Below are 15,360 nucleotides of genomic sequence, written 5' to 3' on the forward strand. Positions count from 1 at the left end.
TCCCTCAAGCCTTGCGGGCAAGAGCGATAGGCGTCATATTATCAGAGCAGCACTGATATACCGCCGCCGCTCCTTTCCCGGAGTGGCGGTTTTCTTTATGCGGCGCCCTGGGTGTTTGCGTCGATATATGCCGCAATATCGCTGGCCCGGTAACGAACCAGACGGCCGATCTTGACATATGGGATGCGCCGTTCTGCCCAGCGATCGCGCTCGAGCCATTTAGGCGAGACGCCAAGAAGGCCGGCAGCGATCTCTTGGTTGATCAACCGCGCGACTGGAACGGTCTCTTGGGTTATCGATCGTGTCGCCGCTGCCGGCTGTTCGAATTCAGTGCCCGTTGAATATAGCTGCGCTTTAGCCATCGGCATTACTCCAGCGAGAGGCGCATGTTTGCCTCGCGTTAATCGTTGAGTGCCGCGGCCGCTCGCCCTTTCAGGTCGAGCAGTTAACTCCGTTGTATCCTGTAAATCCTGTTCATCCGTCCGTGGCGACGTCGGTTTCTCGGGAAACCTTAGGACCGATAATGGACGCAAACTAGCGCATTGTCAATCCTCGCAGCCCCTTAAGTCTCTGATTTTACTATGACATACAACTTGGTGCGACTAGCGTGTCAGGTAGCCGCACCTAAAGCTTTGTCGCCGCTGCCTTAATCAACATTGTTGTATGTCAGATTATGAAGTGGCGCGTCTGTTAGATTTTTCTGGCATAAGGGATGCTGGGCCTCGAGAGATAAGGTGCGGTCACTTTTTCTAATCGTCGATGGCCTCTGGCTCGGGAGGGATCCGCAGCATGTGGTCCGCGATCTTCTGCATCGCCTCTCGCAGGTCTTCGAACTCTACTTCGACATAATCGGCCGTCACGTCGTTGCCGCTGATGTGGTTCGTCAGCGCCTTCACCTTGAACGTCGAGATGTCCAGCTTGCTCGCTGTGCTGGCGAAAGTGCGGCGCAAGTCGTGCGCCGTGATACTGATGCCCGTCAGGGTCGCCAGCCGCCGGAACGCCGGGCGCAGGTCCGCGGGCAGCCGGCCCTTGTCGTCGCTGAAGACGAACTGCGGACCAGCCCGCTCTTTCCGTTGCTTCAGGAGGGCCACCAGCTGCGCAGGCAGCGGCAGTTCATGGTCGAGCCGGTTCTTGGTATCCGGAAACGTCACCTTCTCACGCCGCAGGTCTACAGAGGCCCAGCGCAACGGCGGGTAGCCGTCGGCCTTCGATCCAAGCAGTTCGCCGATCCGGGCGCCTGTCAGCAGCATGAACAGTAGCGCGTCGCGCATCTCTGAGCCCAGCGCCAGATCGTCCAGCCCTGTCTTCACTGCCTCGACCCACGCCGGGATTTCCTTGTCGGGGATGCGGCCCTTTGCCGGCCGCACGTCGGCCCACTGGTTTGTCCTGTTGAGGCGCGTCACCGGGTTTGCCTTGATGATCGGCGCCTGCCCCTCGTCGACGTCGGCCATTACGTTGTTCATCGCAGCGCGTAGGTAGCGGAAGGCTAGGTTGGCCTGCGCGGGCGAGGCCTTGGCGAGGCCTGCGTGCCGTTCCTTCACCATCGCTTCGGTGATCTCTGTCAGCGGCTTGTCTAGCCAGTCGTCGAACTTCCTCTGGAACACCACGCGGATGTCGCGCTGGGTGCGGGCTTTCTTCTCCGCCCCCTTGCCGATGCCCTTCTTCTTCGGGGCGCTCACGTAGGCCTCCATCGCTTGCCGCAGCGTGAGGGCGCTTCTGACCGCGGCCTGCTTGGCTTCCACCGGATCAACACCGCTCGCGAACTCGGCCGCCAGGATCGTCGCCTTCTTCCGTGCTGCCTCGGCCGAGATGTCGTCGGCCCGGCCGATCGTCACGCGGCGGGTCTGCCTGCCGACACGGCGCTGCATCACATAGGCCTTAGCGCCGCCAGGCGCGATGCGCAGCCCGAAGCCCCGGATCTCGCTATCCCAGATCAAGCACTGCTTCCCGGGCTCGCCGGCAAGAGCGGCGACGCTCGTCTTCGTCAACTTCAGTCTTTTCTCGGTCATCCGGCCCGCCATGTAAGCAATCTGTAAGCGCCTGACGTAGAAACGGCGGGGGCTCGTGACGGACATTTAGAAGCGAAGTGCCCGAAAACGCAAGCCGATGTCTGCTTATTCGGGAAGATGAGGACCCGCTAGAAGCCAGCAAAAACGGACTGTAACTCCGCCGGGGAGACCCACGCCTGGTTCGATTCCAGGGTCGCCCACCACTTTCCCCCCATGACAGCTGATTTTTACGCTCGCCGGGCAGTTCCCGGCATTTTCGCGTCCAGCATGTCGCGTTCCGGGTTTTTCATCGGGACGATCAGCGGTATCAAGATCCAGACTCCACATCCTCAGGTTGATCCGATGCCTCCAAGTCCTGCCTTCAACATCCTGATCGTGGCGCAGGCGGGCCGGCTGGAATTTGAGGCCATCATCTTCCTGGCCAGCCTGCGCCGCGCCTCGCCAAGCTTTGCCGGGCGCGTGATCGTGGCCGAGCCGCAGCCGGTCGGGGCATGGAGCGGGCATGAGACGCGGCTCTCGGATGAGGGGCGCGCGGTCATCTCCGGGCTCGGCGGCGAGATCCTGCCCTTCACCGCGACCGTCTTCGGCGCCGCCTACCCCCAAGGCAACAAGATCGAGGCGCTGGCGCTGCTGCCGGCCGGCGAGCCGTTCATCTTCTTCGACACCGACACGCTGATCACCGGACCTCTGGACGGGATCGACGTCTCGCGCCCGACGGCCTCGATGCGGCGAGAGGGGACCTGGCCGGTCCCCCCCGCCTATGGGCCGGGTTTCACCGGGATCTGGCGCTCGCTCTATCGGCGCTTCGGGCTGGACTTCGAGACATCGCTGGACGAAGGCCAGCCCGACGAGCACTGGGAGCGGTATCTCTACTTCAACGCGGGCTGGTTCCTCGGGCCGGATCCGGCCGAGTTCGGGCGGCGCTTCCTCACTTGGGCGCGCGAGGTGCGGGACGATCCGCAGGACGAGCTGGCCTGCCAGACGCTCGAGCCGTGGCTCGACCAGGTGATCCTGCCGCTGGTGGTGCACAGCCTCGGTGGCGGCCGCCCCGGCCCCGCACTTGCCGCGCTGGACGGCGAGGCGAGCTTTCACTACCGCAAGCTGCCCCTTCTCTACGTCTTCGGCGCGCCGGGCCAGATCGCCCTGCTCGAGGACGCGGTGGCCGGGAAGGAGATCAAGCAGGTCCTGCGCAACTGGGAGCCGGCGCGAAAGCTGATCTACCAGAGAAAGGGCCGCGACAAGGTCCGCCCGATCTTCGACGGTGCCTCCCTGCCCCGGCTGGAGCGGGCGATCCGCAACCAGATCAAGGCGAAGGGCTGGTGGCTGGTCTGACGGATCGGGGCGAGCCGCCTACGGCGCCTCTGCCTCGGGCCGGCCGAGCCTGATCGGTCCTGCCGCATCCGGCCCCACGACGCGGCCCCTCTGCGTCACCACCAGCCGCCCGTCCGCCGCCAAGGCGAACGCCTCCGCCCGCAGCGGCGCCATGAGCGGACGCCAGTCCACAGACAGGGCGCGGGCGATCTCGCTCGGGCAGCAGGTGGTTCCAGGGCGGAGCCGGGCGGCCTGCGCGAGGATCGCCGCGCGCAGGTCCGCCTCGCTCAGGCCGGCCACATCCAGGCCCGCCACACTCAAGCCCGTCTCATCCAAGGACCGCGTCGCAGCGGGCGCAGGTGCCGGGATGCTTGTGCGTGCCGACATCGGGCAGGATCTTCCAGCAGCGCTGGCACTTCTCGCCATCCGCCAGCTCGAAGACCACGCCGATCCCCGGCGCATCGCCCATGCGGAACGCCTCGGCCGGGGCCGGATCGGCCGTCAGCACGAGGTCCGAGGTGATGCAGAGGTCCGCGAAGGGCACCGAGCGCAGCGCCTTCAGCATCTCGGGCTCCTCGACATGCACGACCGGCGCGGCCTCGAGGCTGGCGCCGATGGTCTTGTCGGACCGCTTCACCTCCAGCGCGGCGGTCACCACGCGGCGGGCACGGCGGACATGGTCCCATTTCGCGGCCAGCGGCTCGTTCAGCCAATCGGCCGGCGTCTCGGCGAAGTCCTGCAGATGGACGCTGCTATCCTCGGACGGGAAGCGCGAGAGCCAGACATCCTCCATCGTGAAGGGCAGGATCGGCGCGAGCCAGGTGACCAGCCTGTGGAAGACGATGTCCATCACCGTCCGCACCGCCCGCCGCCGCATCGCCTCGGGCGCGTCGCAGTAGAGCGCGTCCTTGCGGATGTCGAAGAAGAAGGCCGACAGATCCACCGTGCAGAACTGGAACAGCGTCTGGAAGACGCCCTGGAAGTCGAAGCGCTCGTAGCCGCGCCGGACCTGGTGATCCAGCTGCGCGAGGCGGTGCAGCACCCACTGCTCCAGCTCGGGCATCTGGGCGGGCTGGACCCGCTCTGCCTCGTCCCAACCCGCCAGCGCGCCCAGCAGGAAGCGCAGCGTGTTCCGAAGGCGGCGGTAGCTGTCGGCGGTGCCCTTCAAGATCTCGGGCCCGATCCGCTGGTCGGCGGTGTAGTCGGTCTGCGCCACCCAGAGCCGCAGGATGTCGGCGCCGTATTGCTTGATGACCTCGGCCGGCACGATGGTGTTGCCGAGCGACTTGGACATCTTCATGCCCTTCTCGTCCAGCGTGAAGCCGTGGGTCACCACGTTCCGGTAGGGCGCGCGGCCCTTGGTCGCGCTGGCCTGCAAGAGGGACGACTGGAACCAGCCGCGATGCTGGTCGGTGCCCTCCAGGTAGACATCGGCGATCCCGTCCGGCGCCCCGTCCTCGCGGTCGCGCAGCACGAAGGCATGGGTCGAGCCCGAGTCAAACCACACGTCCAGCACGTCCATGACCTGCTCATAGTCCTCGGGATCGACGATCCCCTCCAGCATCTGAGCCTTGAAGCCCGGGCGATACCAGACATCGGCGCCCTCGGTTTCGAAGGCGGCGGTGATGCGGTCGTTGACGCGGGGATCGCGCAGCAGGAAGCCCTCGTCCGTGGGCTTGGCGCCGCGCTTGACGAAGCAGGTCAGCGGAACGCCCCAGGCCCGCTGGCGCGAGAGCACCCAGTCCGGGCGGTTCTCGACCATCGAGTGGATGCGGTTGCGCCCGGACTGCGGCCACCACGCGACCAGCTTATCGATCGAGGTCAAGGCCCGGCTGCGGATCGTCGCGCCATGCTGGCCCATCCCGTCCTCCAGCGGCTTGTCGATGGCGGCGAACCATTGCGGCGTGTTGCGGTAGATCAGCGGCGCCTTCGACCGCCAGCTGTGCGGGTAGGAGTGCTTGATCTTCCCCTTGGCCAGCAGTGCCCCGGCCCAGGCCAGCTGCTTGATGACGCTGACATTGGCCGGCCCGTCCTTGCCGTCCGGCAGGATAATGGCCTCGCCTCCGAACAGAGGCAGATCGCGGCGGTAGCTACCGTCCGGCTCGACATTGTATGTCATCGGCAGCTTGAAGCGCAGGCCCAGTTGATAGTCGTCGTCGCCGTGGCTCGGGGCCGTGTGCACGAAGCCCGTCCCCGCGTCGTCCGTGACATGATCGCCGGGCAGCATGGGGACGTCATAGTCCCACTCGCCCGCCGCACCCTCGACGCCGCGCAGGGGATGAGCCATGACCAGCCCCTCCAGATCGCCCGCGGCAACATCGGCGACGCGCCGGCCCTCGACGACCTTCGCCTGCGCCATCACGCCTTCGGCCAGCGCATCCGCCAGCACCAGCCGCTCGCCCGCGACGGCGGTCGAGCCCTCCGCGACCGCCACGACCTCGTAGAGCCCGTAACCAATCGCCGGGTTGAAGGCCACCGCGCGGTTCTGCGGGATGGTCCAGGGCGTCGTCGTCCAGATGACGACTGTCGCCCCCGCCAGCGCCCCCTCGCCCAGCACGACGAAGCGCACCCAGATCGTGTGGCTGGTATGGTCCTTGTACTCGACCTCGGCCTCGGCCAGCGCAGTCTTCTCGACCGGCGACCACATCACGGGCTTGCTGCCTTGATAGAGCGCCCCGTTCATCACCAGCTTCATGAACTCGGCGGCGATGACGGCCTCGGCGTGATAGTCCATCGTCAGGTAAGGCCGGTCCCAGGCCCCGGTGATGCCAAGTCGCTGGAACTCGTCGCGCTGGATCGCCACCCATTCATCGGCGAAGCGGCGGCATTCCTGGCGGAACTCGACCACGTCGACCGCGTCCTTGTCGCGGCCCTCCTTGCGGTACTTCTCCTCGATCTTCCACTCGATCGGCAGACCGTGGCAGTCCCAGCCCGGCACGTAACGTGCGTCCCGCCCCATCATCTGGTGCGAGCGGACCACAATGTCCTTGATCGTCTTGTTCAGCGCGTGCCCGATATGCAGATGCCCGTTGGCATAGGGCGGCCCGTCATGCAGCACGAAGGGCGCCCGCCCCGCGCTGCGCTCGCGCAACCGGTCGTAGACGCCGATCCGCGCCCACCGCTCCAGCCAGTCGGGCTCGCGCTGCGGAAGGCCGGCGCGCATGGGAAAGTCGGTCTGCGGCAGGAAGACGGTGTCGCGGTAATCGGGGGTCGCGTCGCTCATGGGGGACATCCTTGGAAGATCAGGCAGGGCAAAACCCGGCAGCGCGAACCCTCACGCCACCGGGCCGCTAATTCGCCGGGCCTGTCCCTGAAATCTCATGCGCCCTCTATAGAAACGGCGCGGCCCCCCCGCAAGCACCCCCATCTTCTGTGCTTAAATATCCCGGGGGAGTCCCGGCACGGGACGGGGGCAGCGCCCCCTAGCCCCGCCCGCGATAGGGTGCAACGCCCTGATCGGGCACCCAGACCCCCGCCGGCGCCGCACCCGTCTGCCAGAAGACGTCGATCGGCATCCCGCCGCGCGGGTACCAGTAGCCCCCGATCCGCAGCCAGGCCGGGTCCAGCAGCTCCACCAGCCGTTTGGCGATCCCGACGGTGCAGTCCTCGTGGAAGGCGCCGTGGTTGCGGAAGCTGCCCAGGAACAGCTTCAGCGACTTCGACTCGACCAGCCAGTCGCCGGGGACATAGTCGATCACCAGATGCGCGAAATCAGGCTGACCCGTCAGCGGGCAGAGGCTGGTGAACTCGGGCTGCGTGAAGCGCACGACAAAGGCGGTGCCCGCCTGCGGGTTCGGCACACGCTCCAGCACCGCCTCCTCGGGCGATCGCGGTAGGGACGTGGCGTTGCCGAGCTGGGTCAGCGTGTCGGTGTAGTGGCTCATGGAGGCTCCTGTTTTGACCGGGTGGGCTGCGACCGGGCGGCCCTTCTATGCCCGTGCCCGCCCCCTTGCAACCGCCGCGCGCCCGCGCCAGATGCGGGGGATGGAGACCATCCCGCCCCGCTTCGACATCACCGAGGCCGAGATCCGCAAGGTCATCGCGACCTTCTACGCCGCCGTCCGCCGGCATGAGATCCTCGCCCCAATCTTCGCCGAGCATGTCGGCGACTGGCCCGCGCATGAGGACCGCATCGCCGCCTTCTGGCAGGGCGCGATCCTGCACAAGGCCGGCTACAACGGCAGCCCGATGCGTGCGCATCTGGCAGCCGGCAACGTCCGACCCGAGCATTTCGCGATCTGGCTGGCGCTCTTCGACGAGTCGCTCCGCCGCACCCTGCCCCCGTGGAGCGCGCGGGCCTGGTCGCAGCTCGCCCACCGCATCGGCCAGGGGCTGCGGGCCGGAACCCAGAACATCGACGCCGGCCGCGGCGGGCCGCCTCTCTTGCGGTGACCGGCCTCCGCTAGCCCTTCACGAACTTGTTGAAGCGGCTGGTCCCGCCATCGGCGGCCTTGTCCTGATAGAGGAAATCAAGGCCGTTCTCGTCGAAGATCTCGAAGAACTCGTCCCATTCGATCTGGGTCAGGCTGTCCTCGGGTTCGCCGAAGTCGATCCGCAGGATGCCGCCCTCGCCGCCGGTATCGACCTTGGCGGGATGGCCGTCGCGGGCCTCGGCCCATTTGCGGATGGTGTCGTGATCCTTGGTGGTGTGCGATTGGCTCATGGATGCCTCCTGTTACGGCGCCCCAACCCCCTCCGCGAGGGGATGTTCCTCAGCCGCGATCCCGCGGCGGACGCGGCCGATAGACCGGCAGCTTCCAGCCGAAGCGCAAACTGCCCGCCCGCAGCACCCACACGACCAGCGCGCAAGCCAGAAGCGCGACCGGCCGCGGCGCGCCGGTCCAGACCAGCAGCACGGCCGCGAGCGCACCTCCGAAGGCCGCGGTGAGGTAAAGCTCGCCCTGCTTCAGGACCAGCGGCAGCTCGTTGCCGACCACGTCCCGCATCAGCCCGCCGAAGGTGCCCGTCACGATCCCCATGATGACCACGATCACCGGCGGCGAGCCCATCTCCAGCGCCACCCCCGCCCCGGCGGCCACCGCCACGGCAAGCGCGACGCTGTCGAGCCAGACCAGCAGCGAGTAGCGGCTCTCGATCAGATGCGCGGTCCAGAAGACGGCCAGCGCCGCCCCCGCCGCCAGCAGCACGTAGGAGGGCTCGGCGACCCAGAACACCGCCTCGCGGTTCAGGATGAGGTCGCGCAGCGTGCCCCCGCCGACTGCGGTCAGCGCCGCCATGAAGATGAAGCCCACCGGGTCCAGCTGCGCCCGGCTGGCCACCAGCGCCCCGGTCAGCGCGAAGATCAGCACCGAGCCGTAATCCAGCGCCGTCACCAGCGCCGCGACGTTCATTTGAAGGGCGCCATGCCGGCCCGCGCCAGCTCGTCCGCGCGCTCGTTCTCGGGATGGCCGGCATGGCCCTTGATCCAGCGCCACTCGACCTCGTGGCGCTTCTGCGCCTCGTCCAGCCGCTGCCACAGCTCGACATTCTTCACCGGCTTGCGGTCGGCGGTCTTCCAGCCGTTCCGCTTCCAGCCGTGAATCCATTGCGTGACGCCGTTCTTCACATAGGCGCTGTCGGTCACGATCACGATCTTCGTCGGCCGCGTCAGCACCTCGAGCGCGCTGATTGCCGCCATCAGCTCCATGCGGTTGTTGGTGGTGGCCGCCTCGCCCCCCTGCAACTCGCGTTGCTTCAGGACCGCCTCGCCCTCCAGCGCGCGCATCAGGACACCCCAGCCCCCCGGTCCGGGATTGCCGCTGCAGGCGCCGTCGGTCCATGCGAAAAGCTCAGTCATGCAGCCCCTTGTATCCCGGCAGCGCCGCCACCCGATCCAGCCAGTCGCGGACATGGGGGAAGCGCTCCATCTCGAACCCGCCCCGGCTTCCGGCCGAGTGCGTGTAGGCGTAAAGGCAGATATCGGCAAGGCTCGGACCCGCGCCCACCAGCCAGTCCCGCCCCGCCAGCCGCCGCTCCATGATGGCAAGCAGCCCATGCCCCGCCTCCAGCAGCGCCGCCATCCGGTCGGGCGTGGCTTCCGCCCTGCGGTGGGGATAGCAGCGAAGCGCTGCCCGCACGGCAATCACGCCCTCATGACTGTTCTGCTCCCAGAACATCCAGCCCAGCATCTCGGCCTGCTCCAGCGGGTCGGCAGGCACGAAGCGCGTGCCCTCGCCCAGCCAGCAGAGGATCGCGTTCGACTCGGGCAGCAGCCGCCCGTCCGGCAGTTCCAGCACGGGCGCCTTGCCGAAGGGCAGCCGCCCCTCGGCCTTCGCCGACGCCAAGGCCGCGCTTCCTGCCTCGACATCGACCATCTCGACCTCACGTCCCAGGAACGCCAGCAGAAGCCGCAGCTTGTAGCTGTTGCCCGACGAGGGCATCGAATAGAGCCGCACCCCTGACCTCTTCTTCGTTGCCGAAATACCCTGGGAGTCCGGGGGCTGGCCCCCGGCTTTCCCTCGCCGTCAGGCGGTTTCCCGCAGAACCCGCGGCACCTTGAACTCGACGCGCTCCACCGCCGTCTCGACCAGCTCCACGACCGTGTCGAAGCGGGCGCGGAAGGCGTCCACGACCTCGTTCACCAGCACCTCGGGGGCGCTGGCGCCGGCGGTGACGCCGACGCTGCGGATGCCCTCCAGCGCGCGCCAGTCGATGTCGGCGGCGCGCATGACCAGCTGCGAATAGCCGCAGCCGGCGGTGCGGGCGACCTCGACCAGGCGCTTGGAATTGCTCGAGTTCTCGGCGCCGATCACCAGCAGCGCGTCGACCTTGGGCGCGACCTCCTTGACCGCCGCTTGGCGGTTGGTGGTGGCGTAGCAGATGTCCTCCTTCGCCGGCCCGGTGATGGCGGGGAAGCGGGCCTGAAGGGCGGCGACGATGGCGGCGGTGTCGTCGACCGAGAGCGTGGTCTGGGTGATGAAGGCGAGGCGCTGCGGATCGCGCACCTCGACGGTGGCGACATCGGCCACATCCTCGACCAGGACCACCTCGCCGGGAGGCAATTGTCCCATCGTGCCAATGACTTCCGGGTGGCCTTCGTGCCCGATCATCACCATCTGGAGGCCGGCAGCAAAGTGGCGTTCGGCCTCGATATGGACCTTGCTCACCAGCGGGCAGGTCGCGTCCACATAGACCATGTTCCGGCGCTGCGCCTCGGCGGGGACGGATTTGGGCACGCCATGGGCCGAGAAGATCACCGGCCGGTCGGGCGGGCACTCGTCCAGTTCCTCGACGAAGACCGCGCCTTTTTCCCGAAGCTCGTCAACGACATACTTGTTGTGGACGATCTCGTGGCGGACGTAGACGGGGGCGCCCCACTTCTCGAGCGCCATCTCGACGATCTTGATCGCGCGGTCGACGCCGGCGCAGAAGCCGCGCGGGGCGGCGAGGTAGAGGGTCAGGGGCGGCTTTGCGTGTTCCATGGCCCATCAGGTAGCGCGCCGGCCCCGTTTCGTCCAGCACCGGGCGGTCACAAAGGGTGCACGGCGCGTACACCGAACGTGCACCGACAACGCACGCATCATTAACGATCAGCGCGCAACGGCCAGCAGGCCCGCCACGTCCAGATGCGCCTCGAGGTGACCCGCCAGATCGTCCAGCGCGGCCTCGACCCCGGCCTCGAAGCCGGGCTGCGAGGGGGCGCCAAGGCGCGCGAGGAAGGCCGCGCGGAAGGCGTCGCCCGCAAAGAGGCCGTGGAGGTAGCTGCCCGTCACCCGCCCGTTCGGGCTGATCGCGCCGTCGGGCTGCGGCAGATGGGCGAAGGGGCGGGCGCAGTCGGGGCCTGCGGTGCGGCCCATGTGGATCTCGTAGCCGGTGACAGGCTGGCCGAGGGCGGTGCCGGCGATGCGCTCCAGTCGCTTGTCCGGAGCCATGACGGTGGTGACGTCCAGAAGGCCGAGGCCCTCGGCGCCGCCGGTGACGCCATCGGCGCCCGAGGGGTCCTCGATCCGCCGGCCCAGCATCTGGAAGCCGCCGCAGATGCCCAGAACGTGGCCGCCGCGCCGGTGGTGGGCGGCAAGGTCGATGTCCCAGCCCTGCGCCCGCAGGAACGCCAGATCGCCGAGCGTCGATTTCGTGCCGGGCAGGATCACGAGGTCCGCGTCGCCCGGGATCGGCCGGCCGGGGCGCAGCATGGTGAGACGCACCTCCGGCTCGGCGGCCAGCGGGTCGAGATCGTCGAAATTGGCGATGCGCGAGAAGGTTAGGCAGACGACGTGCAGCCCCTCGCCCCGGCCGCTGCGCAGGTCCACCGCGTCCTCGGCCGGCAGCCGGTGGGCGCCGGGAAACCAGGGGACCACGCCGAAGCCGCGCCAGCCGGTGCGCGCCTCGATCATCCGGTAGCCGTCGTCGAAGAGGCGCGGGTCGCCCCGGAACTTGTTGATCAGGAAGCCGCGGATCATGGCGGCGTCCTCGGGGTCGATCACGGCCTGCGTGCCGACGATCTGCGCGATCACCCCGCCCCGGTCGATGTCGCCGACCAGCACCACGGGCACGCCGGCGGCGCGGGCGAAGCCCATGTTGGCGATGTCGCGGGGGCGCAGGTTCACCTCGGCCGGGCTGCCGGCGCCCTCGACGATGACAAGGTCGTGGGCGGCGGTCAGGCGGGCGAAGCTGTCGAGGACCCCGGTCAGCAGGCGGGGCTTCAGGGCCTGGTAGTCGCGCGCCTCGGCCCGGCCGATGGCGCGGCCGTGCAGGATCACCTGCGCGCCGCGTTCCGTCTCGGGCTTGAGGAGCACGGGGTTCATGTCGGTGAGCGGCTCCAGCCCGCAGGCGCGAGCCTGCAGGGCCTGGGCGCGGCCGATCTCGCCCCCGTCCGCGGTGACGGCGGCGTTGTTCGACATGTTCTGCGGCTTGAAGGGGGCGACCTTGATCCCGCGCCGCAGCGCCGCCCGGCAGAGGCCCGCGACCAGCAGCGACTTGCCGACGTTCGAGCCGGTTCCCTGGATCATCAGCGCGGGCATTTCATCCCTTCGGGCATGGGGACACTCTTGCTTGCCAACATGATCGCCCGTGACTAGATAGGCCCGTCCGCAAATGAAAGGCCGAAAGCCGTGGAAAACGTCATTCTGACCGTGCATCTGATCCTTGCCCTGCTGCTGACCGGGGTTGTCCTGCTGCAACGGTCCGAGGGCGGCGGCCTTGGCATGGGCGGCGGTGGCGGTGGCGGCGGCGTCATGTCGGGCCGCGCGGCGGCCAACGCGATGACGCGGCTCACCTGGATCTTCGGCGTCGCCATCTTCTGCACCTCGCTCGCGTTGACGGTGCTGGCGGCGCGGCAGGCCACGACCGGCTCGATCATGGACCAGATCGGCGCGCCTGCCGGCCAGCAGGCACCTGCCCCGACGCTGCCCGGTCTGCCCGCCTACACCCCGCCGCCGACGACGGCCGGCAACCCGCTGACCCCGCCCGCCCCCGAGGCCGAGGCGCCCGCGGCGGCGGCTCCCGAGGCGGCGGCACCGGAGGCCACAGCGCCTGCGCCGGCGCCGGCCGAGCCGGTGACGCCCGCGGCGCCGGCGGCGGACGCCCCGGCACAGGCACCGGCCGCCGACGTGGTCGCCCCTGCCCCGGCTCCGGCTCCGACTCAAACTCCGGCTCCGGCCGCGCCCGAGGCTGCGGCACCTGCCGCGCCGGCGCCGGCGGGCGAGGTCACCGCGCCGCCTGCCAACTGAGACAACACCACTTCTTGGGGCGGCGCTGCGCCGGCCCACATCAACTTGCGGTCCGTTGCGGCTGACAGGCGAATCGGGTATTTGCTGGGTCCCGTGATGCCTGTCGCCCCGGCGGCCCGCGTCGAGCTTGACTGACAGATCACGGGGGCCTCATGGCGCGTTACATCTTCATCACCGGCGGCGTCGTGTCGAGCCTTGGCAAAGGGCTGGCCTCGGCGGCCCTGGGCGCGCTGCTCCAGGCCCGCGGCTTCACCGTGCGGCTGCGCAAGCTGGACCCCTACCTGAACGTCGATCCCGGCACGATGAGCCCCTTCGAGCATGGCGAGGTCTTCGTGACCGATGACGGCGCCGAGACGGATCTCGATCTCGGCCATTACGAGCGGTTCACGGGCGTGTCGGCGCGGCGGACGGACAGCGTCAGCTCGGGGCGGATCTACTCGAACGTGCTCGAGAAGGAGCGGCGGGGCGAGTATCTGGGCAAGACGATCCAGGTGATCCCGCATGTCACCAACGAGATCAAGGACTTCCTGACCATCGGCGCGGACGAGGTCGACTTCATGCTCTGCGAGATCGGCGGCACGGTCGGCGACATCGAGGGCCTGCCCTTCTTCGAGGCGATCCGCCAGTTCATCCACGAGCGCCCGCGGGGCCAGTGCATCCTGATGCACCTGACGCTGCTGCCCTATCTGGCGGCCTCGGGCGAGCTGAAGACGAAGCCCACGCAGCACTCGGTCAAGGAGCTGCAGTCGATCGGCCTCGCGCCCGACGTGCTGGTCTGCCGCTCCGAGCATCCCATCCCGGAGAAGGAGCGGGCGAAGATCGCGCTCTTCTGCAACGTACGGCCCGATGCGGTGATCCCGGCCTATGACCTGAAGACGATCTACGAGGCGCCGTTGGCCTATCACCGCGCCGGCCTCGACCGGGCCGTGTTGGATGCCTTCGCGATCAGCCCCGCCCCCCGCCCCGACCTGGCGCGGTGGGAGGACGTGATGGACCGGCTGCAGAACGCCGAGGGCGAGGTCCGCATCGCCATCGTCGGGAAGTACACGCAGCTCGAGGACGCCTACAAATCCATCTCGGAGGCGCTGACCCATGGCGGGATGGCGAACCGGGTGCGGGTCAAGGCGGACTGGGTGGACAGCGAGAAGCTGGAGGGCGAGGGCGCGCATCTTCTGGACGGCTATCACGGCATCATCGTGCCGGGCGGCTTCGGCGAGCGCGGGACGGAAGGCATGGTCGCCGCCGCCCGCTATGCGCGCGAGAAGAAGGTGCCCTATCTTGGCATCTGTCTCGGGATGCAGATGGCGGTGATCGAGGCGGCGCGGAACCTCGCCGACATGCCCGACGCGGGCTCGGAGGAGTTCGACCACGAGGCCGGCAAGACGCGGTTCACCCCGGTCGTCTACCACCTCAAGGAATGGGTGCAGGGCAACTACACGGTGAAGCGCAAGGTCGGCGACGACAAGGGCGGCACGATGCGGCTTGGGGCCTACACGGCAATCCTGGCCGAGGGCTCGCGCATCTCCGAGATCTATGGCGGCGCGACCGAGATCGAGGACCGCCACCGCCACCGCTACGAGGTCGACGCGACCTATCGCCAGCAGCTGGAAAAGGCGGGCCTGTGCTTTTCGGGGATGTCGCCCGACGGGCGGCTGCCCGAGGTCGTGGAATATGCCGACCACCCGTGGTTCATCGGCGTGCAGTCCCATCCCGAGCTGAAGTCCAAGCCCTTCGCGCCCGCCCCCCTGTTCGCCGGCTTCGTCCGCGCGGCGATGGAGGAAGGGCGGCTGGTCTGACGCTGCCCGAGGCGCTGGCCCTCGCCGCGCGGGGCTACGGCGCCGCCCGCGCCGGGCCGGTGGCGGGCAGCGCCTTCGCCCGCTTCTTCCGCGTCGAGCTGGCGCAGATCGCCCGCGCGGCGGTGGCGCATCGACCCGAGCGGCTGCTGGTCCGCGCCAGCACCGGCGCGCCGGGCTGGGCGGCCGTGCCGTGGATGGCCTTCTTCGCCCCGCATGTGACCCGTTCGATGCGGCGCGGGCTTTACGTCGCGATCTTCATCGACGCCACCGAGGAGCGGATCGTCCTTGCCCTCCAGCACGGCGCGGCGGACGCGCTGACGGCGCTTGGGCATGCCGAGGGGCTGGCGCATCTGCGGGCGCTGGCCGCGGCGACGCGGGCTGAGGTGAGGCCGGGACATGGCCTCTCGCCCGGCCCCCTGCACCTTGGCAGCACCGCCGCCCTGCCCCAGGGCTACGAGGCCGGATCGGCCCTGTGGCGGGCCTGGGAGGCGGCTGCGCCGGACGGCATCGCGCCGGCGCTGCAGGACATGCTGGATCTTTATCGCGGGATCGTCGGGCCGCGCGCGTAGCGCCGCC

16 protein-coding genes are annotated in these 15,360 nt (G+C 68.6%); 5 read left to right on the forward strand and 11 right to left on the reverse strand.

What is annotated here, in order from left to right; all coding sequences use genetic code 11:
• Positions 1-95: 95 nt before the first annotated feature.
• Entirely contained in the window at positions 96-362 is a 267-nt protein-coding gene (locus BLP73_RS14150) for a helix-turn-helix domain-containing protein (protein WP_217630695.1), read from the reverse strand.
• Positions 363-749: 387 nt separating this feature from the next.
• Complete coding sequence (locus tag BLP73_RS14155; protein ID WP_175453370.1) at positions 750-2,009, reverse strand: tyrosine-type recombinase/integrase; 1,260 nt, start codon at positions 2,007-2,009, stop codon at positions 750-752.
• A 342-nt stretch (positions 2,010-2,351) separates the two neighbouring features.
• Between BLP73_RS14155 and BLP73_RS14160 the strand changes: the two genes are divergently transcribed.
• A complete protein-coding gene (locus tag BLP73_RS14160; RefSeq protein WP_090745962.1) occupies positions 2,352-3,341 on the forward strand; it encodes a hypothetical protein in 990 nt (329 codons plus the stop codon).
• An 18-nt stretch (positions 3,342-3,359) separates the two neighbouring features.
• Here BLP73_RS14160 and BLP73_RS14165 read toward each other — a convergent pair whose 3' ends face one another.
• The 3 genes from BLP73_RS14165 to queF form a co-directional block, all read right to left on the reverse strand.
• A complete protein-coding gene (locus tag BLP73_RS14165) occupies positions 3,360-3,620 on the reverse strand; it encodes a DUF3253 domain-containing protein (RefSeq protein ID WP_245686685.1) in 261 nt (86 codons plus the stop codon).
• Positions 3,621-3,648: 28 nt separating this feature from the next.
• A complete protein-coding gene (gene ileS / locus BLP73_RS14170) occupies positions 3,649-6,552 on the reverse strand; it encodes an isoleucine--tRNA ligase (protein WP_090745967.1) in 2,904 nt (967 codons plus the stop codon).
• 190 nt (positions 6,553-6,742) lie between these two features.
• Positions 6,743-7,204 carry a preQ(1) synthase gene (gene queF, locus BLP73_RS14175; protein ID WP_090745968.1) on the reverse strand — a complete coding sequence of 154 codons (462 nt, stop codon included), beginning with the start codon at positions 7,202-7,204 and terminating at the stop codon, positions 6,743-6,745.
• 100 nt (positions 7,205-7,304) lie between these two features.
• Between queF and BLP73_RS14180 the strand changes: the two genes are divergently transcribed.
• Positions 7,305-7,712, forward strand: a complete 408-nt coding sequence (locus BLP73_RS14180) for a group III truncated hemoglobin (RefSeq protein WP_090745971.1) — start codon at positions 7,305-7,307, stop codon at positions 7,710-7,712.
• A 10-nt stretch (positions 7,713-7,722) separates the two neighbouring features.
• On the opposite strand, the gene BLP73_RS14185 is transcribed toward BLP73_RS14180, so the two are convergent.
• The 6 genes from BLP73_RS14185 to BLP73_RS14210 all read right to left on the reverse strand — a co-directional run bounded on the left by BLP73_RS14185 (position 7,723) and on the right by BLP73_RS14210 (position 12,280).
• A complete protein-coding gene (locus BLP73_RS14185; RefSeq protein WP_090745974.1) occupies positions 7,723-7,983 on the reverse strand; it encodes a hypothetical protein in 261 nt (86 codons plus the stop codon).
• A 49-nt stretch (positions 7,984-8,032) separates the two neighbouring features.
• The gene (locus BLP73_RS14190; RefSeq protein ID WP_090745978.1) at positions 8,033-8,671 is read right to left on the reverse strand and encodes a trimeric intracellular cation channel family protein; all 639 of its coding nucleotides are present in this window, start codon (positions 8,669-8,671) and stop codon (positions 8,033-8,035) included.
• A complete protein-coding gene (gene rnhA / locus BLP73_RS14195) occupies positions 8,668-9,117 on the reverse strand; it encodes a ribonuclease HI (RefSeq protein WP_090745981.1) in 450 nt (149 codons plus the stop codon). Before rnhA ends, BLP73_RS14190 begins: the two co-directional genes overlap by 4 nt.
• The gene (locus BLP73_RS14200) at positions 9,110-9,715 is read right to left on the reverse strand and encodes a glutathione S-transferase family protein (protein ID WP_090745986.1); all 606 of its coding nucleotides are present in this window, start codon (positions 9,713-9,715) and stop codon (positions 9,110-9,112) included. Before BLP73_RS14200 ends, rnhA begins: the two co-directional genes overlap by 8 nt.
• A gap of 69 nt (positions 9,716-9,784) precedes the next feature.
• The gene (ispH, locus tag BLP73_RS14205; RefSeq protein ID WP_090745990.1) at positions 9,785-10,741 is read right to left on the reverse strand and encodes a 4-hydroxy-3-methylbut-2-enyl diphosphate reductase; all 957 of its coding nucleotides are present in this window, start codon (positions 10,739-10,741) and stop codon (positions 9,785-9,787) included.
• Positions 10,742-10,849: 108 nt separating this feature from the next.
• Entirely contained in the window at positions 10,850-12,280 is a 1,431-nt protein-coding gene (locus BLP73_RS14210; protein WP_090745993.1) for a cobyric acid synthase, read from the reverse strand.
• Between the two features lie 90 nt (positions 12,281-12,370).
• On the opposite strand from BLP73_RS14210, the gene secG reads away from it, so the two are divergent.
• The 3 genes from secG to BLP73_RS14225 all read left to right on the forward strand — a co-directional run bounded on the left by secG (position 12,371) and on the right by BLP73_RS14225 (position 15,353).
• Positions 12,371-12,988, forward strand: coding sequence for a preprotein translocase subunit SecG (gene secG, locus BLP73_RS14215; protein WP_090745996.1), 618 nt, complete (start codon positions 12,371-12,373; stop codon positions 12,986-12,988).
• A 152-nt stretch (positions 12,989-13,140) separates the two neighbouring features.
• Positions 13,141-14,784, forward strand: coding sequence for a CTP synthase (locus BLP73_RS14220; protein WP_090745999.1), 1,644 nt, complete (start codon positions 13,141-13,143; stop codon positions 14,782-14,784).
• A complete protein-coding gene (locus BLP73_RS14225; RefSeq protein WP_090746231.1) occupies positions 14,673-15,353 on the forward strand; it encodes an MrcB family domain-containing protein in 681 nt (226 codons plus the stop codon). Before BLP73_RS14220 ends, BLP73_RS14225 begins: the two co-directional genes overlap by 112 nt.
• Positions 15,354-15,360: the final 7 nt, after the last annotated feature.

It is taken from the genome of Paracoccus tibetensis (genome assembly GCF_900102505.1).
Lineage (GTDB): Bacteria > Pseudomonadota > Alphaproteobacteria > Rhodobacterales > Rhodobacteraceae > Paracoccus > Paracoccus tibetensis.